23 protein-coding genes are annotated in these 24,451 nt (G+C 56.2%); 5 read left to right on the top strand and 18 right to left on the bottom strand.

The features are described 5' to 3' along the window. Nucleotides 1-9 precede the first annotated feature (9 nt). The 8 genes from argF to KK925_RS06585 form a co-directional block, all read right to left on the bottom strand. Nucleotides 10-951 carry an ornithine carbamoyltransferase gene (gene argF / locus KK925_RS06620; protein ID WP_174582114.1) on the bottom strand — a complete coding sequence of 314 codons (942 nt, stop codon included), beginning with the start codon at nucleotides 949-951 and terminating at the stop codon, nucleotides 10-12. A gap of 189 nt (nucleotides 952-1,140) precedes the next feature. Then, nucleotides 1,141-2,370, bottom strand: a complete 1,230-nt coding sequence (locus KK925_RS06615; RefSeq protein ID WP_174582113.1) for an acetylornithine/succinylornithine family transaminase — start codon at nucleotides 2,368-2,370, stop codon at nucleotides 1,141-1,143. Further along, complete coding sequence (argB, locus tag KK925_RS06610) at nucleotides 2,367-3,212, bottom strand: acetylglutamate kinase (RefSeq protein ID WP_214096364.1); 846 nt, start codon at nucleotides 3,210-3,212, stop codon at nucleotides 2,367-2,369. Before argB ends, KK925_RS06615 begins: the two co-directional genes overlap by 4 nt. After that, nucleotides 3,187-4,434: a bifunctional glutamate N-acetyltransferase/amino-acid acetyltransferase ArgJ gene (gene argJ, locus KK925_RS06605; protein ID WP_174582111.1), complete on the bottom strand. Its 1,248-nt coding sequence runs from the start codon at nucleotides 4,432-4,434 to the stop codon at nucleotides 3,187-3,189. The genes argB and argJ overlap by 26 nt, the downstream gene beginning before the upstream one ends. A gap of 56 nt (nucleotides 4,435-4,490) precedes the next feature. After that, nucleotides 4,491-5,552 (bottom strand): N-acetyl-gamma-glutamyl-phosphate reductase, encoded by a 1,062-nt coding sequence (gene argC / locus KK925_RS06600; RefSeq protein ID WP_174582110.1) that lies wholly within the window; start codon nucleotides 5,550-5,552, stop codon nucleotides 4,491-4,493. Between the two features lie 90 nt (nucleotides 5,553-5,642). Next, nucleotides 5,643-6,050, bottom strand: coding sequence for a 30S ribosomal protein S9 (rpsI, locus tag KK925_RS06595; protein ID WP_174582109.1), 408 nt, complete (start codon nucleotides 6,048-6,050; stop codon nucleotides 5,643-5,645). A 28-nt stretch (nucleotides 6,051-6,078) separates the two neighbouring features. After that, nucleotides 6,079-6,510 carry a 50S ribosomal protein L13 gene (gene rplM / locus KK925_RS06590; RefSeq protein ID WP_174582108.1) on the bottom strand — a complete coding sequence of 144 codons (432 nt, stop codon included), beginning with the start codon at nucleotides 6,508-6,510 and terminating at the stop codon, nucleotides 6,079-6,081. Nucleotides 6,511-7,930: 1,420 nt separating this feature from the next. Continuing rightward, a complete protein-coding gene (locus KK925_RS06585; RefSeq protein ID WP_174582107.1) occupies nucleotides 7,931-8,086 on the bottom strand; it encodes a hypothetical protein in 156 nt (51 codons plus the stop codon). A gap of 1,625 nt (nucleotides 8,087-9,711) precedes the next feature. Between KK925_RS06585 and ilvB the strand changes: the two genes are divergently transcribed. Together ilvB and KK925_RS06575 are read left to right on the top strand one after the other, a co-directional pair. After that, nucleotides 9,712-11,424 carry a biosynthetic-type acetolactate synthase large subunit gene (ilvB, locus tag KK925_RS06580; RefSeq protein WP_174582106.1) on the top strand — a complete coding sequence of 571 codons (1,713 nt, stop codon included), beginning with the start codon at nucleotides 9,712-9,714 and terminating at the stop codon, nucleotides 11,422-11,424. A gap of 183 nt (nucleotides 11,425-11,607) precedes the next feature. Further along, on the top strand, nucleotides 11,608-11,895 hold the full coding sequence (locus KK925_RS06575; RefSeq protein ID WP_174582105.1) for a GYD domain-containing protein: 288 nt from the start codon (nucleotides 11,608-11,610) through the stop codon (nucleotides 11,893-11,895). 72 nt (nucleotides 11,896-11,967) lie between these two features. On the opposite strand, the gene KK925_RS06570 is transcribed toward KK925_RS06575, so the two are convergent. The 3 genes from KK925_RS06570 to ilvN are packed head-to-tail and all read right to left on the bottom strand — an operon-like array spanning nucleotide 11,968 to nucleotide 15,124. After that, on the bottom strand, nucleotides 11,968-13,557 hold the full coding sequence (locus KK925_RS06570) for a 2-isopropylmalate synthase (RefSeq protein WP_174582104.1): 1,590 nt from the start codon (nucleotides 13,555-13,557) through the stop codon (nucleotides 11,968-11,970). Between the two features lie 22 nt (nucleotides 13,558-13,579). Then, complete coding sequence (ilvC, locus tag KK925_RS06565) at nucleotides 13,580-14,605, bottom strand: ketol-acid reductoisomerase (protein WP_174582153.1); 1,026 nt, start codon at nucleotides 14,603-14,605, stop codon at nucleotides 13,580-13,582. Nucleotides 14,606-14,647: 42 nt separating this feature from the next. After that, nucleotides 14,648-15,124 (bottom strand): acetolactate synthase small subunit, encoded by a 477-nt coding sequence (gene ilvN, locus KK925_RS06560; RefSeq protein WP_174582103.1) that lies wholly within the window; start codon nucleotides 15,122-15,124, stop codon nucleotides 14,648-14,650. Between the two features lie 816 nt (nucleotides 15,125-15,940). Here ilvN and KK925_RS06555 point away from each other — a divergent pair. Next, nucleotides 15,941-17,215, top strand: coding sequence for an alkaline phosphatase (locus tag KK925_RS06555; protein ID WP_174582102.1), 1,275 nt, complete (start codon nucleotides 15,941-15,943; stop codon nucleotides 17,213-17,215). Nucleotides 17,216-17,379: 164 nt separating this feature from the next. Here the strand turns inward: KK925_RS06555 and rsmA are convergent, their stop codons facing one another. Then, nucleotides 17,380-18,213 (bottom strand): 16S rRNA (adenine(1518)-N(6)/adenine(1519)-N(6))-dimethyltransferase RsmA, encoded by an 834-nt coding sequence (rsmA, locus tag KK925_RS06550; RefSeq protein WP_174582101.1) that lies wholly within the window; start codon nucleotides 18,211-18,213, stop codon nucleotides 17,380-17,382. 114 nt (nucleotides 18,214-18,327) lie between these two features. On the opposite strand from rsmA, the gene metE reads away from it, so the two are divergent. Continuing rightward, nucleotides 18,328-20,628 carry a 5-methyltetrahydropteroyltriglutamate--homocysteine S-methyltransferase gene (gene metE / locus KK925_RS06545; RefSeq protein WP_174582100.1) on the top strand — a complete coding sequence of 767 codons (2,301 nt, stop codon included), beginning with the start codon at nucleotides 18,328-18,330 and terminating at the stop codon, nucleotides 20,626-20,628. Between the two features lie 104 nt (nucleotides 20,629-20,732). On the opposite strand, the gene KK925_RS06540 is transcribed toward metE, so the two are convergent. The 6 genes from KK925_RS06540 to KK925_RS06520 all read right to left on the bottom strand — a co-directional run bounded on the left by KK925_RS06540 (nucleotide 20,733) and on the right by KK925_RS06520 (nucleotide 23,265). Continuing rightward, nucleotides 20,733-21,059: a hypothetical protein gene (locus KK925_RS06540; protein WP_174582099.1), complete on the bottom strand. Its 327-nt coding sequence runs from the start codon at nucleotides 21,057-21,059 to the stop codon at nucleotides 20,733-20,735. Between the two features lie 176 nt (nucleotides 21,060-21,235). Further along, entirely contained in the window at nucleotides 21,236-21,433 is a 198-nt protein-coding gene (locus KK925_RS06535) for a hypothetical protein (protein ID WP_174582098.1), read from the bottom strand. Then, nucleotides 21,430-21,792 carry a hypothetical protein gene (locus KK925_RS06530; RefSeq protein WP_174582097.1) on the bottom strand — a complete coding sequence of 121 codons (363 nt, stop codon included), beginning with the start codon at nucleotides 21,790-21,792 and terminating at the stop codon, nucleotides 21,430-21,432. Before KK925_RS06530 ends, KK925_RS06535 begins: the two co-directional genes overlap by 4 nt. A 195-nt stretch (nucleotides 21,793-21,987) precedes the next feature. Continuing rightward, nucleotides 21,988-22,110, bottom strand: coding sequence for a hypothetical protein (locus KK925_RS11270; RefSeq protein WP_268905634.1), 123 nt, complete (start codon nucleotides 22,108-22,110; stop codon nucleotides 21,988-21,990). 74 nt (nucleotides 22,111-22,184) lie between these two features. After that, a complete protein-coding gene (locus tag KK925_RS06525) occupies nucleotides 22,185-22,436 on the bottom strand; it encodes a hypothetical protein (protein ID WP_214096362.1) in 252 nt (83 codons plus the stop codon). Nucleotides 22,437-22,977: 541 nt separating this feature from the next. Next, complete coding sequence (locus KK925_RS06520) at nucleotides 22,978-23,265, bottom strand: acylphosphatase (protein WP_174582095.1); 288 nt, start codon at nucleotides 23,263-23,265, stop codon at nucleotides 22,978-22,980. A 35-nt stretch (nucleotides 23,266-23,300) separates the two neighbouring features. On the opposite strand from KK925_RS06520, the gene KK925_RS06515 reads away from it, so the two are divergent. After that, nucleotides 23,301-24,449, top strand: coding sequence for a glycoside hydrolase family 3 N-terminal domain-containing protein (locus tag KK925_RS06515; RefSeq protein ID WP_214096361.1), 1,149 nt, complete (start codon nucleotides 23,301-23,303; stop codon nucleotides 24,447-24,449). Nucleotides 24,450-24,451: the final 2 nt, after the last annotated feature.

Below are 24,451 nucleotides of genomic sequence, written 5' to 3'. Positions count from 1 at the left end.
AAAGATCCTCTAGACCCCCGGGGAGCTGGGGAGTTTTTTCACCAGCCACGAAAGGAGAGCCTTTTGAACGTGGAGCCGGTTCTCCGCTTGATCCAAGATCTCTTGGGCGCGGGCTTCAAACAACTCAGCGGTGATTTCCTTTCCCTTGTACGCCGGCAAGCAATGGAAAACCAAAACGTCTGGCTTAGCTTTCTTGACCAGTTCAGAACGAAGCTGGTAAGGACGAAGAAGCTCCTCGCGGGCCTCTTTTTCTCCCTCCTTTCCCATAGAAACCCAGACATCGGTGTAGAGAAGATCTGCCTCCTGAGCGGCTTCCCACGGAGACTCCGTCCAGAAAACGCGCTCGGAAGGACTGGGGAACCAAAAGCAGTGCGGGGAACCAATGATAAGATCAAATCCAAACCGGGAAGCCGCTATTGCCCAGGATCGCGCCACGTTACATGACCCATCCCCAAGAAAGGCCACCCGCTTTCCCTGAATCGAACCTCGTTTCTCTTCGAAACTAAAAATGTCCGACAATACCTGACAGGGGTGTTCCTCATCGCTCAAGGCATTGACCGTGGGAATGGATGCCCAGCGAGAAAACTCTTCGATCTCCGCCTGTGCATAGGTTCGGATAATGGCTCCATGCGCTAGCCTCCCCATAACTCGAGCAGTGTCTGCCATCGATTCGCCGCGGGCTAGCTGGAGATCAGTAAACGGAAGAAAAAGGCTCTCTCCCCCAAGCTCCCGAATAGCAATCTCAAACGAAAGGCGCGTCCGGGTTGAGGGTTTGGAAAAAAGCAAAACCCATGTGGTGTGCGCCAGCGTATAGCCAAGACCCTGGGGAAGATGGGGACGAGCCTGTTTGAATAACCGTGCCCACCGGAAAAGCTCAATGGCTTCCTCCACGGGAAGATCCCCGATCGAAAGAAAATGTCTTACCCCGGACTCGGTGCCAGAAGATCCCATCACCGACTAGCTTTGCTTTTCAGGCGGGCAAGACGCAAAGAAAATCCGCTTAAAGATTCTCCTTTCTTGGCTTCCTTCGAGCGCGAACGGTTTTGGGTTTGCACCTTTTTGGGAACCCCCCGAAGCCATCCAGACCCTCTTTCCCGGCACGAAAACGTTCCAGACAGGCGCGAACGATCTCTTGTCTCCCTACACCAGGATCGAGGCCAGGATTTCCAAGGCTTGTTGCGTCTCTTCTTCCGTTACCGTCAGAGGCGGAAGCAACCGGAGAACATCTTGGGACGCGGGCACGGTAAGAAGGCCCGCTTTAAGAAGCTTCTCTGCACTTTCCCAGGCATTGGCACGGAGGGCCAAACCAAGAAGTCCCCCAATTCCGCGGATCTCCCGAATCTTGTGGTTGGAACCTATCCATTCTCTCAACCCTTCCCTTACCTGTCGTTCAAACTTCCTCATCCGCAGGCCAAGGTTTTCTTTCTCAATGGCGCGCAAAACAGCAAGCCCGATAGAACAAGCCAAAGGATTTCCGCCGAATGTACTTGCATGACTGCCAGGATCCAGCAACGAGGCATAGGGCTCGCGAATCCATACCGCTCCCATCGGAAAGCCCCCTCCGAGCCCTTTAGCCAAAGAAATACCGTCGGGCAGAAAATCTTTGGCCCCGTCCCTCTCTTCCAAAATGCGCTGAAAACCTAAAAATCTTCCCGTTCGAAAACATCCCGTCTGCACTTCATCAAGGAAAAGCAGCGCTCCCTTTTCCCAAGCTAACTTGCGAAGCCCAAGTAAAAAGCCGGTATCCGCAGGATGGACACCCCCTTCCCCTTGGATCGGTTCCACAAGAATGGCAGCCGTTTTCTTTGTGATCTGCTTTTCAAAAGAGGCCAGATCATTAAATTCCCCAAAAACAAATCCAGGAACGAGCGGAGCAAACCCTTTTTGGACCTTTTCCTGGCCCGTCGCGGAAATACACGCCAGTGTACGTCCGTGAAACGAATTCCGAGCGCATATAATCTCAAACTTTCCTTGAGCGTTCCCATAACGGCGTGCCAGCTTAAAAAGGCATTCGTTTGCCTCCGCGCCGCTATTGCAAAAAAAGACCTTTCCCGGGCCGATCCGCTCGACCAGCCACTTGGCAAGCTCGAAAGCCCAGGGATGGTAGTACAAATTGGAACAATGAACGAGCCGCGAAGCCTGCTCCTCCAAAGTATTTCGGACGATTGGAGAGGCATGCCCCAACGTGTTTACGGCAATCCCCGAAGCAAAATCTAAGTACTTCTTTCCCTCGGCGTCCCAAAGATAACTCCCCTGACCTCGAACCGCCACCAGGGGGAATCTTCGGTAGCAGGGAATAAGGTACTTCTCAAAACCTTCCCGCACGGACGCAAGTTCAGACAACTCCGAGTTATGTGGAAAGGTATTCATGGAATCACGCGCGTTCCCGGGCCCTTACCCTCCCAAAGAACCTGCTGGAGGGCTCCAGGCACTCGGCCATCCAAAAGCCAGACGATCGGAACCCCGCGGGAAAGAGCTAACAACCCACCCTTGAGTTTGGGGATCATCCCACCGCTAATCCCTCCTGAACGGAGCAGGTCTTCCACCATCTCCTGGGTGATCCAAGGGATTGAGGAAGCCGGCTCCGACGGTTTTCGGAGCACCCCCGGAACATCGGTGAGGTAAATAAGACCCTGCGCGTGCAAGGCTGCGGCAAGATGGGCAGCCGCCAGATCCGCGTTTACGTTATAGCATTCTTGGGCCTCTTTTCCGCGAGCCAGTGGCGAGATCACCGGGATCGTCCTGCGGCTAAGCCGGGACCAAACCGGCGATGGATCCACAGTAATAATTTCCCCTACCCAACCTAGCTCCAGCTCTTCTCCCGTCGACTCGTCCGATAACCTTTGCCGGACCGCAGTAAAAATTTCTTCCCCGGGGATTGCCTCAGCTCTCCCACCCAACTCCGCAAGTTTTCGACAGGTTTGAGGCAAAATCTTTTGGGAAAACGTCTTGCGAACGACTTCGAGCGTGGCAAGGTCGGTGACTCGAAGTCCTTGATGGAAACGGACCTCCAGGCCCTGTTCCCTCATGGACTCGCTGATGGCAGGTCCGCCTCCACATACACACGTGACGCCCCATCCTAGAGCCACCACCTCGCAAACCTCCTGGTAGGGCTGGGGCGCTTGCTGGAGCGATCCGCCCCATTTGACCACTAGCACATCCACGGTACCCGGTCGAGATACCGCGTCATTCCCTGCCATTTCGCCGGACATATTCTGCGGTTAGGTCAGTGGTTAAAAGGCTATACTCTTCCTTTCCGACATGAAGATCCACCGCAACCGTCAAGTGTGGAAGGGATAGCATCTTACGAACGCGACTCTGAGCAACGAGGATAGGCTCTCCTTGACGAACCATTTGCACGCCATTGTAGAAAATGTCCACGAGCTCCTCTCGAACGCGCGCCCCAGAACACCCCAAGGCATCCATGATTCTTCCCCAACCTGGTTCTCGTGCGTGCCAGGCGCATTTGACCAAAACGGATTGGGCCACGGCACGGGCGCCCAGTTCCGCTTCCCTTTGGCTGCCCGCACCCCGGACCACAATCTCGACAACCTGCGTAATACCTTCCTCGTCTTCGAGAATTTTCCTTGCCAGCATTCGCAAGACCCTTCGTAAAGCCTCTTGAAAGAGCGTCGTTCCTTCCCCGCGCAGACCCAAGGGCCAATTGCGAGCTAGGCCGTTGGCGAGCACGATCAACGTATCATTCGTTGAGGTCGCTCCGTCCACAAGAATTCGATTGAAGGATTGGGCCACCCCACTCCATGCGCACTGGTAAAGGGCTTGGGGCTCAATGGCCACGTTGGTCGTGACAATGCAAAGGGTTGTGGCAAGCCTCGGATGAATGATCCCGCTACCCTTCGCCATGGCCCCAATGACTACCTCTGTAGGACCCAAAGAAAAGCGAAGAGCAACCTCCTTTGGCCGTGTGTCGGTGGTCAAAATCGCAAGGGCCGCATCCTTTCCCCCCTCCGGGCTCAACCGCCCCCAGGCCCGGCAGATCCCCTTGCAAACCTTTTCCATGGGAAGACGCCGGCCAATGCGTCCCGTAGAACACACAAGCACCTCCGAACGCCGGCACCGGAGGAGTTTCGCTGTAAAACGAGCCATTTCCAGGGCATCCCGAATGCCCCCGACCCCCGTGTACGCATTGGCGTTACCCGAATTAATGACAATCGCCCGGGCTATGCCCTTGCGGGCATGGCACATGGAAACACGAACCGGAGCCGCTTTAACCTCGTTGGTAGTGAAAAAAGCTGCCACGCGCGCAGGGACCACCGACGTAACCAGTGCTAGGTCCCGACCCTTCCTTTTGATCCCGCAGGCCACACCGGCTGCATGAAACCCCAAAGGGGTCGTGACCCCTCCCCCAGGGACGATTTCCCAGGGCTGCTCACCTGCTTGGTCCCGGACCGGCCGTCTCCCTTGCTCCCTCATAGGCTTTCCACGGAAGACCTCCATTTGAGCTTGCCCGAGTGCATGGTCTATTCGAGCTACGCGAAAGCAATAGGATAGGGATCAAGTCCGGTTCGCTCCTCCCACCCAAAGCGAAGGTTGAGCACCTGCACGGCTTGCCCAGCCGCTCCCTTTCCCAGGTTATCCAACGCTGCCAGCACCCAACCCCGCCCGCTGCGGGGATCCACACCCGGAGCCAGCTCGATTCGATTGCTTCCCACTACACTCCTCAACTGGGGAGCCGACTCGGGGGTTTCATCCCGGATGCGGATAAAGGGCTCCTTTCCATACCGCAGTCGATAGATCTCCAGGCACTCTTCCCTACCGATTGGCCGATCCAATTGGAAAACAATCGTTAGGAGAATCCCTCGGTGCACAGGGACCAGATGGGGGATGAAAGTCAACGCTCCCGTTGCACGGGATCCCCAGCGCTGGAGTTCCTCTTCCATCTCGGCCAGGTGCCGGTGTTGGGGGAACCCGTAGGCATAACTATTCCCCACCATCTCGCCGAAAAGAAGACGTGCCTCCAATTTTCTCCCGGCTCCCGACACCCCCGATAGACCCAAGATGACAACACTCCCTGGAACAACGAGATCCTTTTCTACAAGCGGGACCAGGCTCAAAAGAACCCCCGTCGGATAGCATCCGGGCAGAGCCAAAAGATCAAACGAAGGAATCAACTTGCGTCGAAGTTCCGGAAGGGCGTAAAGCGCTTGCTCGAGTAGCTCGGAAAAGGGATGCTCCCACCCATAGTAACGCGGATAAAGCCCCGGATCCTTTAGCCGGAAATCCGGCCCCAAGTCGAGCACAACACACCCAGAGCCACGCAAAACGCTCCCCCAACGGGAGGACACGCCCGGAGGGAGCGCAAGAAAGACCACTTTGGCACGGCTGGCAATCTCTTCGGGGGTTAAGTGTTCGAGTTTCCGGCAGGCTAGATCCTCCGGTAGATACGGGAGAACTTCACCGAACCGCTTCCCGGCATGCTGCTGAGAAACTAACGCCGTCAGTTCCACCTCCGGATGTCGGGATAAAAGCCGAACCAGCTCTTCGCCCGAGTACCCCGTTGCCCCAACGACGGCTACCGGTAGTCTCCTCATTTTCCTCCGGCGGAGCCAAAAGACCCCGTCAGAAAAGAAATCGAGTGCCAGGATACGGAAGAAAAAAAGCGCTTCCCTGCAGAGGAAAACCTATCGCTTGGAAAACTGGAATCGCTTCCGAGCCCCCGGCTGCCCCGACTTTTTCCTTTCCTTCATTCGGGGATCTCTCGTGAGAAATCCCAAGGGTTTGAGCGCGCTGCGCCACTGGGGGTTGTAGTGGATGAGGGCTCGAGCCACCGCATGGCGAAAAGCACCCGCTTGTCCCGATAGCCCCCCTCCTCGAATCGTGGCCACGACGTCGAAACTACGAAGCGCATCCACTGCTTCCAGCGGCGCGACGGCATGGGCGCGCCAAGAAACAACCGGAAAATACTCTGAAAGCTCGCGCCCGTTTACGACCAGATTTCCGCTTCCCGGCGTAAGTTTCACGACGGCTGTTGCCGTTTTCCTCCGACCCGTAGCCACCACTGGGGTCACCGCTGGACCAACTTCGCTCATCGGCCTAAAAACGTATCGCGTAGACTCTTTAGGTTATTTCCACCGGGACGGGGCGCGCCGCCGTATGGGGGTGGACAGGCCCCGCGTAGATATGAAGTTTCTTTCTCATTTTCCGGCCAAGCCGGTTGTGGGGGATCATTCCCCACACGGCGTGCTCGATTAATGCCTCCGGTTTCCGAACCCGAAGCTCTCGCGCAGTCATCACTTTCTGGCCTCCGATATAGCCAGAATAACGCGTGTAAATCTTCTTTTCTTCCTTGCGCCCCGTAAAACGAGCCTTCTCTGCGTTAATGATCACCACGTGGTCCCCACAGTCAACGTGCGGGGTAAAGCAGGATTTGTGCTTCCCTCGTAAAAGTACAGCCGCCCGAGCCGCGACCCTGCCCACCACGCGGTCAGCCGCATCAATGAGGTACCATTGCCTCTGCACCTCGGACGGTTTAAGGAACGGTGTCTTCATCCGCGACGATCTTTCCAGTATAAAATGCGTTGCCCTTTGGGTCAATGACAAAGCTCGTTTTACTCCTTTGTTTGAGACGCTCCCAAAAGGTGGCCCTTAACGATGGGTGGCAACCTGCGTAGCGACAAAATACGACGATAGCCTCTATTTGCACTATCACTCCAAGACCTTTTGGGGAGAGTTCTTTCCTTCACGCTGGGCAAGACTTTTCTTTTGCTGCGCCGCTTTTTTTTCCGCTGCCAAACACACACGCGCTCACTCGCGGTATCCTCCCGTTGCCGGCGAAAAGACCTGGTTTTAGCCTCTGCACGCTATTGGCGTTTCTCCAAGACCACTTGCCAAACGAAGCGCTTCCATTCTCTGCGGGAGCGTTTCACGGTTCCGGTCCCTTTCTGCCACGCCCGCCGTTATTCTAAGAAGAAACGGCACAACCCCGGCGGCACCCTAGCTCTTCTAGCAATCTAGTGCTTTCCTACGCTACATCCCCCAATGGGCAAGCCCAAACGGCGTACAACTCTCTGTCATTCTGCCGTCCGTGCACTCCCTAGAGTAAATCCTTGTCGCATCCCTTTATAGATTGCCTCCCACCTCCGCGACTCCGTTTAGCCCCTTATTCCCCTTTTGTCTCGCCAGCACCCGCAAGCCCGCGCCACCATCCGAGCCACGGGAGGCTTCTTGTCCCTAGATTTCACCCTGCGTATCCCACGGAGACCGCGGCTTTGCGTTCGGATAGCTCCCCAAGCAAAGTACCCTCCCTAGTCGGTGGCCTATTTCCCGGCAAAAATGTTTCCCTTGTCCTGCACGGACTCCGTGCATCGACTGTTCCTCAAACCATGAGAGCCCTTTCCCTGCGAGGGAAGATCGCCCCTGACGCCTCGGCCGAACGGCGTTGCCGACGATTCGCGTGCCGGGGTTTCCAGTGGCAAAGCCCGACTGGCGCCCAGTCCCGCGTTTTTACGCGATAGAGGCGTGGGAGACACTTGATTTTCTTTCGACCGGGTATCCGTTGCTTGGCGCCGCTTTTGGAGTCTCTTCCGAACCTCCGCCAGAGAAGCGACCTGATACGCTTCGTCCGAAGCGTCGTGAGTAGGACGAAGGCAAGATGACCCCCATTGCGAGTAGGCACGACTAGCTATGGCACGGATGGGCGTTCGGAGAGACCCAATCTTCTCCGGACGAGGGCACGAGGCCGTCTCCTGGTACGAACTTGATGCCATGGATGACGCGCGCGGTTGACCGCGCCGACCACACAGCACGTGTAGGCCGGCTCGATTTCGATCAGCTCGATTCCGGCGCAAAAAAGTCGACGTAAGCAATCGCAATCGCCTTGGCACTAGGCGAAGGAAAAGAGCGAGCGAGCCCGAACGGGATCCACCAAGGCAAGCGCGAGGCTTTCTTTTGCAAAGATCCCATCGTTCGATCACAACCGCCTTGCCCGATTCGGGACAAGGACCGGGCAATCTCCTTGCGCGGAGGAGCAAAAATCCCTTTTGGCCTCTTCCTCCCTCCTGCCATAGAGATTCCATCCGATCCGACGAACATCCACCCGATTGGCCAAGCGATCCGTTTCGCCCAAGGCACGATGATCCTCGTTGATCTCGAACCTGACCGCTCCAATAAGGGCGCTGTGTCACCAGCGAAAAGGGATCCGCGCCTCAACGCTCGCCAACACCCACCGCCCCTTCCGGTGCCGCACAAAGCGATAGCTCAAGCGCCAATCCCTCGCGCTTGCAGACCGAGTTTCCCCCTCTTCGTTGTCCCGATCACGATCCGGCTGGCGGCAAAGCGCCTGGAGGATCGCCTCCTAGCCGTAGGCCAAAGCGCACGCCCTCAAGAACCCAGTATTGGCTAGGGGCAACCCCCCAGCCCTCCGGAGTTTTCATCGGCCAGAAGCGCGTCAAGCCTCATCCGCAGGATGGCAAAGCCGCCGCTTTTTTTCTCATGCCACAGGTTCGATCGCAGCATCCTTTCCTCGAGCTTTCCGATCACCGCTTCCGCTCTTCCGGATCCACTCCTTAGCTTCCTTCATAAGCTCGCGCCGCCGTTCGCCAATCAAAACGATCTTTTCCCTAAGCTCGGACTCGGAAGGTATGGAAGTTTCAGGCAGCAAGACCGAACCGCGGCACGAAGGATCGCTTAAGCTTCTTCACCCAAACACAAGACCCCATCGGCCACAAAAACCTCCGTTCCACCCACCCATAGGGCAACCGCATAGGCACCAAATGGCGAAACCTCTTCCGGCTTCAGCCTTAAAGATGTCTCATATGTGAAAATTGGGAGCTTACGCCATCAATGGCTACCAGCGCCTTCTTGGCACGGTTGGGCACGGATTTTTTTCTCGAGCCTGCCCCCCCACAATGAAACGATCTTTTCCTGCAGATCCCCCACCATCTCGTCGATCATCTCATGGGGATCCACCACCAGGATCAATCATAGACCCTACATGGCCAATGCCCCTCCCCGATCCTCGAGAAACCCAAGCGCATCACCCGACCGCGCTGCTCGACCAAGATGACGCCCACCTTGGGATCACGCAGCTGCCCAAACAAGCCCCCTGCAATGGCCGGACATCCCTGAGCCGACCTCCTTGACTGCCTAAACGATCCGTAACGGTGTGCTTACAAACCAACTCGGAGAACCCAAGCCCATCGCCCGTCTCAATCCACTGGCTCATCAGCACCTGCACACCCACCCCTAGAGGACCACCCCATCGGGTTTTGCCGCCCTCCCCATGCACGATTCCCTTCCCGGCCGACAACTCCTCTGCCGCAACACCCAAACGCCCCTCCCTCCACATCCGCTAACCCCTCTTCTAGCCAACACCTGCCGCTCTGGGCCCACATACAGGTATCTTCACTGGATATGCTGCCATGACAAACCTTACCTGTCCCTACTTTGTTTCGCTCTTGACAACCCTTGGAGAGCCCAAAACCCCCAGAAGGGCCTTGAGATGGGCGAAATTGCGGAGGCTATCTGGCGCCTCGCTTTCGCGAGCCCTTTTTTCGGCCCATGGTTTTTCCGGCCCACCCTCTTACCAAACTCGATTGCATGTTCGCTAGCTCAAGGATATTATTGTAACTTCCGTGAGGGTTAGCCGCCCCCTGCCGAGGGGCGGTGACCAGCCATATGGATCCACTTTGTTCATCACATCCATCTGCCGAGGAGAGCCCCCAGCGTTGGACGAAGACAGACTCCCAGGAGATGTCAGGAGCCCAAATCGTTGTCCAGGCATTGGAACGCGAAGGGGTTGAGGTCCTTTTTGCCTACCCAGGTGGGGCGAGCATGGCCATGCACCAGGCCTTAACCCGTTCCCGACGGATCCGCACCGTTCTCCCTCGACACGAACAGGGAGGCATTTTCATGGCGGAAGGATACGCCCGCGCCAGCGGGCGCGTGGGCGTTTGCATGGCGACTTCGGGCCCCGGAGCGACCAATCTTGTCACCGGCATTGCCGACGCCTACATGGACTCGGTTCCCATCGTTGCGATCACCGGCCAAGTGAAACGAGATATGATCGGAAAAGGGGCTTTTCAGGAGACCGACGTTTTTGGGATCACCCTTCCGATCGTCAAGCATAGTTACCTTGTCCTAGACGCGCAAGATTTGCCCTTTGTGTTTCGGGATGCCTTTGCCATTGCTCAAACCGGAAGACCCGGACCGGTAGTGATTGACATCCCAAAAGACGTGCAACAATCCGTCGTTCGACCCCAATGGCCGGAACAGCCGAGATTTGCCCGGACACTTCAACTACCCAGAGCCAGCGATGAGCTCCTCCGGCATGTGCTCGATCTTATTGGAAAATCGGAACGCCCTCTTTTGTATGTTGGGGGAGGAATTATCACAAGCAACGCAGCAGAGGCTCTTCAAAGGTTTGCCGAACGGACACGCATCCCGGTCTGTACGACTCTTATGGGTATTGGAGCATTTCCAGAAACCCACGAACTCTCCCTCAAATGGCTCGGTATGCATGGAACGGTCTACGCCAATTTCGCTGCCGACCAGTGTGATTTGCTTCTGGCGCTGGGTGTGCGGTTCGACGACCGGGTCACGGGCAAAGTCGAAGAATTTGCGAAACGAGCGATCATCGTTCACGTCGATGTGGATCCGTCGGAGCTCAATAAAAACAAGCCTGCCCATGTGCCCATCCTAAGCGACGTCCGGTACGCGTTGGAACGCTGGAACCAGCTCCTGGAAGAAGAACGAAGACCGTGCAAGGGCTATCCCGAATGGATGGATCGGATTGCGCAATGGAAAAAAACCTATCCCCTGCAGTATCGCGAGCCCAAAGGCCAAATCATGCCCCAGCGGGTCATCCAGGAGCTGTGTCGGCTTACCCAGGGAGAAGCAATTCTCACCACCGGTGTGGGACAACATCAAATGTGGGCGGCTCAATACTATACCTTTCGCAGGCCGAGAACCTTCCTCAGCTCCTCAGGTCTCGGTGCGATGGGTTTTGGATTTCCTGCCGCCTTGGGTGCCAAAATCGCCTGTCCGGATCGTCAGGTGATCGACGTGGATGGAGATGGGAGTTTTCTTATGAATATTCAGGAGCTGGCGACCGCCGTCACGGAGGGCATCCCGGCGAAGGCAGTGATTCTCAATAACGGCCACCTCGGGATGGTGGTCCAGTGGGAAGATCGGTTCTTTGAAGGGAACCGGGCCCATACATTCCTTGGAAATCCAAGGAATCCCAAGGAACCGTATCCTGATTACGTTACGATCGCTCGAGGATTTGGAGTCAAAGCAGAGCGGGTTTCTCGGCCCGAGGAACTTATCCCAGCCCTGGAGCGGCTCCTCGAGTGCGACGAACCCTATGTGCTGGACGTGATCGTTCCCTATACGGAACATGTCCTCCCGATGATTCCTGCCGGAGGAACCGTACGCGATATGATTCTCGAACATTGGGAGGACTAGGAGGTTTTTTAGCCCGGTGGCCTTCACGCCGAGGGACCTCACCAAAAAAGGTTTGGGAACGCGCGTTTGTTCTGGTACGGTTGCCTAGACGGCAAAAAATGGGAATACAGTCGCCGAGCGTATCCGGAAAAGCGATCGGGGGAACTGACCCGTGGGTAGGACAACGAAAGGAGGTTTGTTCCCATGGCAACCTATATCATCCTTAGTACGCTCTCTCCTCAAGCGTTTGAGGATCCTAAACAATTCAAAGAGGTCGCCCAAAAGGTAACAGAAAAAATTCGCCAGGAATGCCCGGGTGTGACCTGGAAGGAAAGTTACGTGACGCTGGGGCGTTACGACATTGTCGATATCGTCGAATCGGATGACCCCGTCCAGGTTGAACGGGCTGCGTTGATTATCCGAGGCTACGGGCGTGCCCAAACCGAAACGCTTCCTGCGCGCCCGTGGTCGCAATTTTTACAGTCCTTGTAAACTCAAGGTAACCGCCTCTCCTGGCGTCCAGCGACCTGGATCCCCTGAAAGGAAAGCTCTGCTTCTTTCGAGCTAGGGAGCTGTGACGGCGGATGTCCCAGTACAAGAGCTTTGCCAGAAGAGGGCACGGTTCACAGCATTGAGATAAGCACGCGCGCTGGCTTCCAGCACATCGGTGGAAGCTGCGCGGGCGGTGATGACACACCCTTCCCCAAAATCTACTTTGATCATGACCTCTCCCAGAGCATCCTTACCCTGGCTCACCGCTCGGACTTGATAGTCCAAAAGATCCCCACGCTTACCCGTAATTCGATCGATCGCCTTCATTGCGGCGTCCACCGCGCCATCTCCCACGCAGGCTTCCGTCCAAACTTCTTCGCCTTTTCGCAAGCGTACCGCAGCCGTCGGAAGGGCCCCCGTTGAAGAGACGACACTTAAGTGTTCCAATCGGTACGTCTCAGGGAGCTGGGAAAGTTCGTTTTCGACCATCAGAGCTACGAGATCATCGTCGTACACAAATTTTTTCTTGTCGCCCAACTCCTTAAATCGCTGGAAGAGAGCTGCAAGCTCCTCCGGAGTGAGCTGAAAACCCAGCTGTTTCATTCTCTCCTCCAAAGCCGCACGCCCGCTATGCTTGGTCAGGGGCAGTTCCGTCCGACCCCATCCAATCTCTTCGGGGTCCATGATCTCATAGGTCTCCCTCCGTTTGAGAATACCATCTTGGTGAATGCCGGCACCGTGAGCAAAGGCGTTTTCGCCTACGATGGCCTTATTGCGCTGAACCGGTAACCCGGACAACCGGGAGACCAAGCGGGAGGTTTTAACGAGTTCTTTGAGACAAACCCCAGTGTAAAGACCGCCAAAAGCGTCGGAACGGGTTTTGAGCGCCATGATGATCTCTTCTAAAGCGGCGTTCCCAGCCCGTTCCCCGATTCCATTAATCGTACCCTCTACCTGCCGTGCACCCGACTTGAGCGCCGCCAGGGAGTTGGCCACCGCAAGCCCGAGATCATCATGGCAGTGGACGCTCAAAACCGCTTGATCGATGTTAGGAACCCGCGTCAAAAGATACGAAACCAGCTCGGCAAACTCCTGGGGCAGGGCGCACCCGACCGTATCGGGAATATTGATCGTCGTGGCACCTGCTTCAATGGCAGCCTCGACGACCCGGACCAAAAAGTCTCGTTCCGTTCGGGAACCATCCTCGGGGGAAAATTCTACATCCTCTACCCACTGCTTGGCCAAGCGAATGTGCGCAACAGCTAGCTCCACAATCTCATCCTCGGCTTTGGCAAGTTTATATTGCCGGTGCACGGGAGAGGTAGCGAGGAACACATGAATCCGGGCGCGTTTTCCGGCCGGTTGCAGAGCTTTCGCGGCGATCTCAATGTCCTCCTCCACACACCTCGCCAGTGCGGCGATCCGGGGGCCTTGAACCTCGCTGGCAATCTGCCAGACGGCTTCTCGATCTCCCGGGCTGGCTGCAGGAAAACCCGCCTCAATGACATCCACACCCAGCCGGGCCAGTTGCCGCGCAATCTCGAGTTTTTGCCGCACGGTCATACTGGCACCAGGACACTGCTCACCATCCCGCAGCGTCGTGTCAAAAAGAATCACCCGCTTGGGATCCTTTCTGGCACTTGCCCGCTCGCCCGTATTCATGGGTTCTCCTTTCCGATAGGTCCTAATACTCCGCTTGGGCTCCAGTGGTCTTGCGTTCGGCCATCCAAGGCATGAGCTTGCGAAGCCGGGCCCCCACCTTTTCCAAAGGGTGGTGACGAGCCTCTTTGAGAAGCTTTTCATATCTGGGCTTACCCGCCTGGGCTTCCGCAATCCATTCCTTCGCAAAACTCCCGTTTTGAATCTGCTTCAGCACCTCCTTCATTTGCTCCCGCACATGCCCATCGATAATCTTGGGTCCAACAGTAAGATCCCCCCATTTGGCCGTTTCCGATATGGAAAATCGCATCCCCGAAAGACCACTTTCATTGATGAGATCCACGATGAGTTTTAGCTCATGAACACACTCAAAATAGGCAAGCTCCGGAGGGTAGCCTGCCTCTACCAGAGTCTCAAAACCCGCCAAAATGAGTGCGCTGGTTCCCCCGCACAGCACAGCCTGCTCTCCAAAAAGGTCCGTCTCGGTTTCATCCTTAAACGTGGTTTCAAGAACCCCTGCCCGCGTCGCACCGATCCCTTTTGCCCAAGCCAGCGCCGTTGCTTTGGCCTTTCCCGTGGCATCCTGGTGAACGGCAAAAAGAGCCGGAACCCCTTGCCCTTGGAGAAATTGACGGCGGACCAGATGGCCAGGCCCCTTGGGCGCAACCAAGATCACATCGACGTTGGCCGGAGGATGGATTGTCCCATAATGAATGCAAAATCCGTGGGCAAAGCCTAGGGTTTTGCCAGAAACAAGCTGGGGAAGAATTTCTTCCCGGAACACCTCCGGCATAGCCATGTCGGGCACGGCTAGGAAAATGACGTCCCCTAAGCGAGCCGCCTCCGAAACCGAGGTGACCTCAAGCCCAAACTCCCGGGCAAGAGCCGTCGAGCGACTCCGAGGTCGAAGCCCAACGACCACCCGCACCCCGCTGTCCCGAAGATTCAGCGCGTGAGCATGTCCTTGTGAACCAAATCCGACGACCGCAAAGGTAAGTCCCTTCAACACCCCCAAATCAGCATCCTCCTCCCGGTACACTTGTAAGCTCATCACATCCTCCTATCGACGTTTTCTCTTTTCCCAACCCGCACCCTAGCTTTCCCGCGGCAAAGCGATCTTTCCGGTTCGGGAAAGATCGAGAATCCCAAAATTTTCCATAAGAAAGATAAACTTAGCGATTTTACCTTCGTCCCCCGTCACTTCAATCGTGAGGGACTTCGGCTGAACGTCCACAATTTTGGCACGGAAAATATCACACATTTGAAGAATTTCGGCCCGGGTTTTTTCATCTGCCTTTACCTTAAGAAGGACCAGTTCCCGATCAATGTATTCGCCCTCCCGGAAGTCCTGAACCGCAAGAACGTCCACAAGTTTATTGAGTTGCTTGATCACCTGGTCCAGCACCCGGTCATCCCCTTTGACCACAATGGTCATGCGAGATACGCTCTCATCATGGGTGGGACCCACGTTGAGGGTATCAATATTGTACCCGCGGCCACTAAATAAACCAGCCACTCGAGTCAAAACACCAAACCGGTTTGCGACTAGAACAGAAATGGTATGTCTCATCGCTTTTCCCTACCATGACGTCTCGGATCCTGGGCGCAACTGTCTTTCCCCGAAAAAAGACCGTTTCGGGCCAGCCAATACCACCCTCTTTTTCCTACAGGCCTTGAAACGCGGCACGGGTGAGATTCTTCCCTGCCTTCCCGCCGCGATTCTTTTCTCGTTGGGAACAGCCCTTTTGTAAACCCCGAAACGCGAATGTTTTGCTTTCCAAAGTGACCCAAAGGGTCACCGGAAAAAGCGCCGCCTCATTCGATCTTCCTTGGAAAGATCCTTTTCTCAACTGGCCGAGGTTTCCGTCAACAATGAAGCGTACCGTGCGACTCCTACTTGTCTCGCTCCGGCACAGAGGAGAAAGAGGTCGGAAGAGCTGAGCCCTTGGGCCCAGTTCGGCTGAGCGGCAGCCACCCGCGGCTAACTAGCCTAAGCCCCAAAAAAAATGCCGGGAGACCCAAAATAAGCCCCGTTCTTTTTTCTTTTTGGTTGTATGCGAGCGGAAGCTTGGGAGCCCTGGCCACACGCTCCTTTGCCGTCTGGGTAGAAAACAAACCATCCCCATGTCGAATGCCTAGCGCAACCCAAAGAAAATGCCTTTCTTTCCAATGAGAGACTCTTCCTTGGTTTCATCTTTTCTTCCGCCAGGCGCGGAACAAAGGAAGACTTTTTTGAAAAGAGAACTTTTCTTACCCCGGGGTAAAGATTTCCTGCCATTGCCACGCCCCGGGCCCCTCTTGGCAAAACCCCGGCACCATGCTATGGATCTTTCGCTTTTGGCAAACCCGGGCGTTCGAACTCCCTCAGCCCCGATCGTGCCAACGGATGCATAAGATTAAACCGTGGATTTTGGCTCTTTGTGCAGGCCTGGCTGCCCTTTTTAGCTTTTTAGGCAAGCTCTATTTCGAGCATTACGTGGCACAACGCCCTCACGGAGTCATCCTGTTCCTTGTTCCGGGCCTGGAAATGTCACTTCTGGAGCGAGCCCGGCGCGTAGCACAGTTGCGGGGCCGTGATCTTTGGATTTGCCGGGACTTTCGGGTTCTGGCCTCCCTCTCTCTTGTAGCCCCTCACAACACTTGCCTCGAAGAGGGAGTAGTAGCCAGCTCGCTTGCTTGTGGCCAGCGCGTTTCCCCAGGAAAAATCGCCCTAGGACCCAACGGCCAGCGCCTGGATTCCCTGTTCTATAGCGCCCAGAGGAAAGGGAGGGCTACCGGTTTTGTCACCGACGGCGACCTGACCAATCCCTGGCTTGCAGCCTTTTACAGTCAAAGCTGGACGGGCCCAGATCCCCTGGGACAAACGGCAGCCGAGCTTTTGGATTCCGCGCGACCGAATCTTGCGCTAGGAGGCGGAGGCCAGCATTTTTCTCCGGCCACTCTTCGCAACGAGTACGGGCGGAGGGACGGAAGAAACCTTTTGGAAGAAGCCCGCGCATGGGGATATCAGGTCGTCCACCGTTCTTCCGAACTTGAAGAACTGGCTGCTTGGAGATCCCGATGGGTGTTAGGACTTTTTGCCCCGGGTCCTCTCTACTTTGTGGCTTGCCGAGAGGAAGTCCCGCACATCCCGAGCCTGGCCATGATGACACGGAGGGCCATTGAGATGCTCCAGTACAACCTTCGGGGCTATCTTCTCATCGTGGAAGAAGATCTTCTTGCACAAGCTTGCCGGAAGAACTGGACGGAGCTGGCCTTGCGGCAGGTGGAAGAACTCGATGCCGCGGTCGAAATAGCCAGCCGGTACGCAGGAACACGTTGCCTTTTGGTACTCGTGGGGGTGCGCGGCTTTGGATTTGTGGACACCCCGCCGCCGAATGTCCCTGCTCCGCGCGCGGAAGCAGGGGAATGGTTCAGCGGTCCGGGGGGAATTCCCAAGGAACTTTCCCAAGCTCGCTGGCTCAAGGAACAAAAAGAAAAAGGAATTTTTTCGGAAAGCTCGACCGACTGGTTTTACCCCCACCCGGCCTGCTCGTTTGCTTTTGAAGCCCTCCCCACCGCCAACCCAGGCTGGCTTGCGGCCCGGGGACCAGGGAGCGAAAAGCTCGGTGGCTTTTATGATAGTACGGAGCTTTTTCGCAAGTTAGACCCTTGCCTTTAAAAACCCCGTTTTTTAAGGGAAAAGCGAAGATCCCTGGGTCAAAGCCCCCATGCAAAATCCCGGCGCGTTTGCTCTCCAGAGAGACCGTTCCGCGCGCCGTCAAACCGGGAGCGTTCATGCGCGGCAACCCCCCCAATGAGCCAGTTTCCTTGATCAAACAAGCTCTATCCAAGCGAGGAAGGGGTTGGCCCTGCCTCTTTGTTTCTGGCGAGGAGTTGGCCCTCTACGTACAACTTTTCCCAAAGCGCCAGCCAGTCTTCAGCCGATAATTCCTCGGGCCTGCGACTATCAGGTCTTCCCAGGGCAGCTGAAAGCATTTTCCGTCGGTGGGTAAAAGCCCTTCGAACAAGCTGGTAAAACGACATTCGCTCCTCCCGAGTCCACTGGCGTTTCGGTTGCCAATCCAGAACCACCGCGCTGGATTCCACCTCCGGGCGTGGGTAAAAGACCTCCGGGCCGATACGTTTTACGATCCGAGCCCGGTACTCGACTTGGATAAGGACGGAAAGAGCACTATAAGCATGGCTTGAGGGCCGGGCGACAAACCGCTCGGCTACTTCCCGCTGGAGGGTGACCAGGAATCTTTTGGGACAATACCGGTAATAGATCCAATCGAGAACCAGTCGCGTACCCACGTTGTAGGGAAGGTTTCCCAGGACCAGCGGAAACCGGTCCGTAGGGGCAAGCTCGACCTTCCGAGCATCTCCCTCAACGAGTCGGAACGATGGTTGGGTGCCAAATCGCTCCCGGAGAACGCGGCATAGCTTGGGATCGATCTCGAGGGCGACCACGGAAAGTCCTTTTGCCAGTAAAACTTCCGTCAGCGCGCCAAGCCCCGGCCCGATTTCTACCACTCCCTCAAGCTTGTCCCACCCCTCGAGCGCAAGCCGAACGAGGGCGCGAGCCAGATTCGCGTCAGAAAGAAAATGCTGGCCAAGGCTTTTTTTGGGAAAAATCCCGTAGCGGGTAAGCCAGTAACGAATATCTGAAAGGGTCACCGCTGGCTCCGAAGTCGGGCCCCGCGCGCTAGGGGCCAATTAATCAAAATATTGCGATATGTGAATGATTTTTCCACTTGCCCTCCTCCTCGCCGCCCGCTAGGGAAAAGGACTATGGCACTACTTACCCATACCCTAGGCTATCCACGCATTGGAACGCGACGTGAGTTAAAAAAAGCTCTCGAAAGCTTCTGGGAAGGAAAACTCTCCCAGCAAGAACTTTTGTCCATTGGATCACAGCTCCGGAAAGAAGCTTGGCTAGAACAAACCCAGCAGGGCATCGCACTTCCTGCCTCAAACGATTTTAGTTTGTACGACCATGTTCTCGATGCCTTGTGGCTGGTCGGAGCTATCCCACCCCGGTTCGGCCAGCTCGCCAGCGAGCCTAAGATCGACTGGGAAGTCTATTTCCGCATGGCCCGCGGCGCTCCGGGTGTAGCACCCTTGGAACTCACCAAATGGTTTGACACGAACTACCACTACCTCGTTCCCGAGTGGCACGACGCCCGTTTTTGCCTCTGCTCGCATAAACCTGTGGAAGAGTGGCGGGAAGCTCGACAATTGGGTATCGAAACAAAGCCCGTCTTTTTGGGACCTTTGACCCTTCTTCTTTTGGGAAAACCTCAGGAACGGCTTGCCGAACTATTGCCTCCTCTCTGCACGGTTTACCGACAACTTTTCGCGGAACTTGCCCGGGAGGGGGTCCGCTGGGTCCAGCTTGACGAACCCTTTCTTTGCACCGAGCTCCCCTCTTCCCTCCTCGAAGCTTATCGATCCGCCTATGCGTTTTTGGCCGAGGCAGAGCCACGACCCAATCTCCTTTTGGCCACCTATTTTGGCGAGCTTGCAGGCAACTGGACCGTCGTCCGCGATCTACCCTGGGAAGGGATTCATGTTGACGGCGTCCGGGCAGCCCACGAGCTACCCCCTCTTCTTGCGACCTTCCCCAAGGGAAAAGTCCTTTCCCTCGGAGTGGTCGATGGGCGCAACGTCTGGAAAAATGACTATGCTCGTTCTCTTGCCCTGTTGGAAGAGGCCCTTGGGGTGGTGGGAGAAAATTACCTATGGGTTGGCCCAAGCTCTTCCCTTTTGCATGTGCCGCTTTCACTGGAAAAGGAGACGAAACTGGACCGCCAAATCGTCCCCTGGCTCGCTTTTGCCCGAGAAAAGCTTGGTGAACTGGCAGAACTAGCCGATCTTGCGACCCGAGCTTGGAAGCAAGATCCACGCTTTCTTGCCAACCAGGAGATTCTTCGCCAGCGAAAATCTAGCCCTCTAGTGACCCGCCCCGAGGTACGCAGCCGGCTTGCCAGCTTGAACCCCTCGCTTTTCCGCCGGAAAAACCCTTACCCCATTCGCAGGCTCGCCCAGCGTAGCTCGTTGCACCTACCCCCTCTTCCCACCACGACCATCGGGTCGTTTCCCCAAACACCCGAGGTGCGGAAAGCCAGGGCGAAGTGGAAAAGCGGAGAATGGAGCCAAAAGGAGTATGAAACATTCGTTGAGAACGAAATAAAGAAAGTCATCGAGCTTCAAGAATCCCTTGGCCTTGATGTCCTGGTTCACGGAGAATTCGAGCGGACCGATATGGTGGAATACTTTGGAGAACTTTTGGAGGGGTTTGTTCTTACCGAAAACGGATGGGTCCAGAGTTATGGGTCGCGCTGTGTCAAACCACCGATTCTTTATGGGGATGTATCCCGTTCGCGGTCGATGACCCTCCGGTGGATCCGCTATGCCCAAACGCAAACCCAAAAACCCCTCAAAGGAATGTTGACCGGTCCGATAACGATCCTTCGGTGGAGTTTTGTGCGGGATGATCTGGGTGAAAAAGAAGTTGCCTACCAGCTCGCCCTATGCCTGCGTGACGAAGTCTGCGAGCTGGAATCAGCCGGCATCCGCGTTATTCAGGTCGATGAGCCAGCCCTTCGGGAAGGGCTTCCCCTTAGGAAAAGCCAGTGGCCCGCTTATCTCGAATGGGCAGTGGGAGCGTTTCGCCTAGCAACGTCCGGGGTCGAAGACCGGACCCAAATTCATACCCATATGTGTTACTCCGACTTTGGAGATATTTGGCAAGCGATTGTGGATCTGGACGCTGATGTGATTTCCCTGGAAGCAGCCCGTTCCGGCTTTTCCCTCCTAGAACTTTTTACCCGGTTCCCCTTGCCCAATGAAATTGGACCTGGGGTGTGGGATGTTCACTCGCCCCGGATCCCTACCGTGGAAGAAATCTACCAAGCTCTGCTCCATATGGCCCGAGCCGTTTCCCCCGATCGGCTTTGGGTCAATCCGGATTGCGGGTTAAAAACTAGGAGTTACAAGGAAGTCGTCCCATCACTTCGCAACATGGTGGAAGCGGCTCGCAAAGCTCGGGAAACGCTCCTTGCAAAAAAAGATCTTGAGCGGGCCGGATAACGAACGGGTGCCCGGTTCCGATGTTCATCACCTGCGGTTTTCTACAACGATCAGCCGCCATTCCCCTACCAGGAAAGATCGCCCGGGACGTCAGGTGAACCGTGCTATCGACGATTCGCGTTCCGAGGTTTCACTGGCAACGCCCGGCTACCGGTCAGTTGCGCGTTTTCGGGGACAGAGGCATGGGAGGCAGCGGGATTAGCTTTTGACCGGGTATCCGCTGTTTGCGCCGGTTTGAGAGTCTCTTCCGAACCTCCGCCATAGAAACGACCATACATGCTTTGTGTGATTGCTTGCAGGTAGAGCGAAGGTGAGATGACCCGCCCTTGCGAGTAGGCGCGACTGCCTCTGGCACGGATGGGCGTTCGGAGAGACCCAATCCTCTGCGGGCGAGGGGACCAGCCCGCGCCTTGGTAAGAACTTGATCCCATGACAACGCGCGTGGGTCACCACACCCGATGAGAGACGTGTAGGCCGGGTCGACTTCGAGGATCAGCTTGGCTCCGGCGCGAAACGAACCCGCCTTGAGGATCGCGCTCGCCTTAGCGTACAGGAAGGAAAAGAGCGAGCGCGAAGGGGATCCACTGACTCTCCCTCAAGCTCCCTCTTACGAAAATCCAACCGGTGGATCACAGGCAGCTTGCCCGATTCGGCGCAAGGCCCGGCCGATCCCTTTGCACGCATGAGCAAAAGGGGCTTTGGCCTTTTCCTTTCTCCTGCCATAGAGAGTCCATCGGATCCGACGAACATCCACCCGATTGCCGAAGCGATCCGTTTCGGCCAAGGCCAGACGATCCTCGTTCATCTCAATGCCAACCGCTCCGGCAAGGCGCCCTCAGACCAGGGAAACCGGTCCGCGCCTCGGCGCTCGCCAACACCCGCCACCGCTTCCGATCGCGCACGAACCAGAAGCTTACCGTAGATCGCTCCCGCTTCCGGACGAGTTTCCCGTCCTTGATTGGTGCGATCACCCTCCGGCTGCCGGAACGGACTTCGAAGGATCGCCTGCAGGCCGTAGGCGAAACGCACGCCCTTGAAAGAACCAGGTGTTGGCGGGGGCTCCCCCATCCCTCCGGTAACCGCAAGCCGATAGGCTCCCGTTCGGAGATACCGTGGCTTGGCAGGACGAGTTCGCGGGGGTTTTGTCCTTCGACCCGAGGACACAGAAGGGGCTTTTCCGCTGCAGCTCCCCATCCCTCTTCCAGTTGGCAGAAAGTTGGCGTATCGGTTTTCTTTCAAGGAAAACTCTTTCCAAGAAGAGGCGGAGGAAACCGAACGACAAACGCCCGCGCTTGGGACCCCCCTTCGGCCAGAAGCACGTCAAGCTTGGGAGGGAGGATGGCCAACCGCCGCTTTTTCTTAGGCAAAACGTTCGATCCCGGCTCGTTCTTTTCGAGCTTGCGGACCACCTTTTCCCCTCTTCTCGATCCGCTCCGTAACTTCCTCAATGAACTTGGGCCGCTTTTCGCCGATTACAGCCATCTTTCCTTCGAGCTCTCACCCAGAGGGCATGGAACTCTCGGGCGGCCAAGCCAAATTGCGGCAGGAAGGATCCATTACCCTCGTTGAGCAAAACACAAGCCCGCATCTAGCAGAAAAAGCTCCGCTCCACCCGCCCGTAGAGCGCCGCAGAGCTGGTAAGCAACGCCCCGTTGCTGGGGCATCACCCGGAAACGCGTCCGGTAAGGGAAAAGAGGGAGCTTACTCATCCGATCGCTTCGGGTGCCCTCTTGGCACGGTTCCAAGGAGACCTCTTCCCGTAACGCCTGGCACAAAAGCCAAACCCTGAGCTCATGCAGGCCACGCACGAGGACGTCAGTCCATCTCCTTGAGATCCACCACCAGGATCGATTAACTCCGTGCGGCCAACGCCGCTTCCCAGTACGCAAACCCGAAGCGCATCCGCCGGTGGCACTACTCGACCAGGATAACGCCCACCTTCGGATGAGAGATCCGCCCAACAAGCCCTCTCCGATGGCCCTTCATCTCGGAGCCGACCTCCTTGACGGCCGGAGCGATCCGCAACGATTTGCCGGAGAGCAAACTCGAAAAAAACCCAAGCCCATGGTCTCTCAATTCGCTCTCGGATCGCCCGCTTGCACACCCGCCCTAGAAGACCACCCCATCGGGCGCTGCCGCCTCCGGACGCACGATTACCGTTCTAGTCCGCACCTTTTCTGCAGCAAAAAACAAACGCCTCTCCTTCTCCATCCGCTAACCCGCCTCGTAGCCAAAACACCCTCCCGCTTGGCCCATGCACTCAACTTGATCCGGATATACGACCATGAACAACGTTATGTGTCGCTATGTTTTTCAACTACTGGCACCCCCTTTACCCAACAATGAACCTCAGCCTGTATCGTACCGGATAGTAAAGTGGGAGAACTCTCCGGTCGAGGGTCCCCAAATAACCTCCTTTCCCTGGATATAACGTCCCAACCGGCTTGACTCAATGGCCCGAAGAAAGGAGAGGAGCTCCGGTTCCGGGCCCTCCGCCACCAGCTCGACTCGACCGTCGGGCAAATTGCGAACAAAACCGGTCACTCGGAATCGCTCGGCCAAAGCTTCCGCCGTGTACCGAAACCCCACACCTTGAACCCGGCCGGAAAAAAAGACTGTCATTCGCCGAAGGTCCATAGAGGGAAAGGTATCCTTTCGCCTTTGATAAAAAAGTGCTTGTCTCAACAACGAAAAAGCGAATTTTCGACTATTGGCGCATGTCATCTCTCCACGGCGGACAGTTTCTCATCATTGGAGTACCCGGCCCCACGTTGGATCCGGAGTTTGAAAAACTGGTCCTATCCCTTCAGCCCGCAGGATTTATCCTTTTTGCTCGAAACATCACGGGAGCCCGACAACTACGAACCTTAACGGACCAATTGCGTGCTCTTCTTCCCTACCCCCCTTTCTTTTGCCTGGACCAGGAGGGGGGCAGGGTTGCCCGATTAAAAACCATTGGAACGGAACCCCCCAGTGCGGAAGAACTTGGTCGCGCTCGTGATCCTGGTTTGGTTCGGCAGCACGGCGAGTTAACCGGGCAACTGTTGCGGTACTTTGGATTCAACTGGAATCTCGCCCCCGTACTTGACTTGACTCCTGACCACGGGCAACCCAACTCCCTGCAAGGCCGGACGTTTGGGAAAGATCCTCAAGCGGTTGCTTTGCTGGCTCGTGCCTTCGTGGAAGGCCAGGCAAGATGGAGCGTTCTTTCGTGCGGCAAGCATTTTCCTGGGTATACCCCGGCCCGGCTAGATCCTCATTTTGAGCTCCCCCAGGTTGACCGTTCGATTGAGGAGTTGGAAGCTTGGGAATGGAGGCCTTTTGCGAGCCTCATTCATGAGCTCCCTACCCTGATGGTCGCCCATATCGCCAACCCCAAACTGGATCCCGAAGGCCTTCCGGCAACCCTTTCGAGCCGGGTAATCGAGGAGTGCCTTCGAAAGCGCCTGGGTTTTGGAGGGTGTGTGGTAACGGATGATCTAGACATGGGTGCCATTACCCGGCACTTTCCCCTGGAAGAAGCAGCAAGCCGGGCTCTCCAAGCAGGGGCAGATTTCTTGCTTTTGTGTCATAGTTTTTTGACCACAGCCGAAAAGATTGCCGCCGCATTAGAGAAGCTTCCCAGTGCGATGCTCGAAGAGCGAGCCGCACGGATCGAAAGGTTGCGAGCACGCCTTCCCGAGCCCATCCCTTTTTCTCACGAAGATTGTGCCAGCTGCAATGATAAGATAGCCCAACTACGCGAGGAGGTGCGAAAAAGAGGAGGAGAGGGAAAGGAATCTGGAGGGGACACGTTTTCCTCTCCCGTGGAGGGCTATTAGGA

The sequence above is a fragment of the Candidatus Methylacidithermus pantelleriae genome (assembly GCF_905250085.1).
Lineage (GTDB): Bacteria > Verrucomicrobiota > Verrucomicrobiia > Methylacidiphilales > Methylacidiphilaceae > Methylacidithermus > Methylacidithermus pantelleriae.
This window is presented reverse-complemented; position numbering and strand designations above follow the sequence as displayed.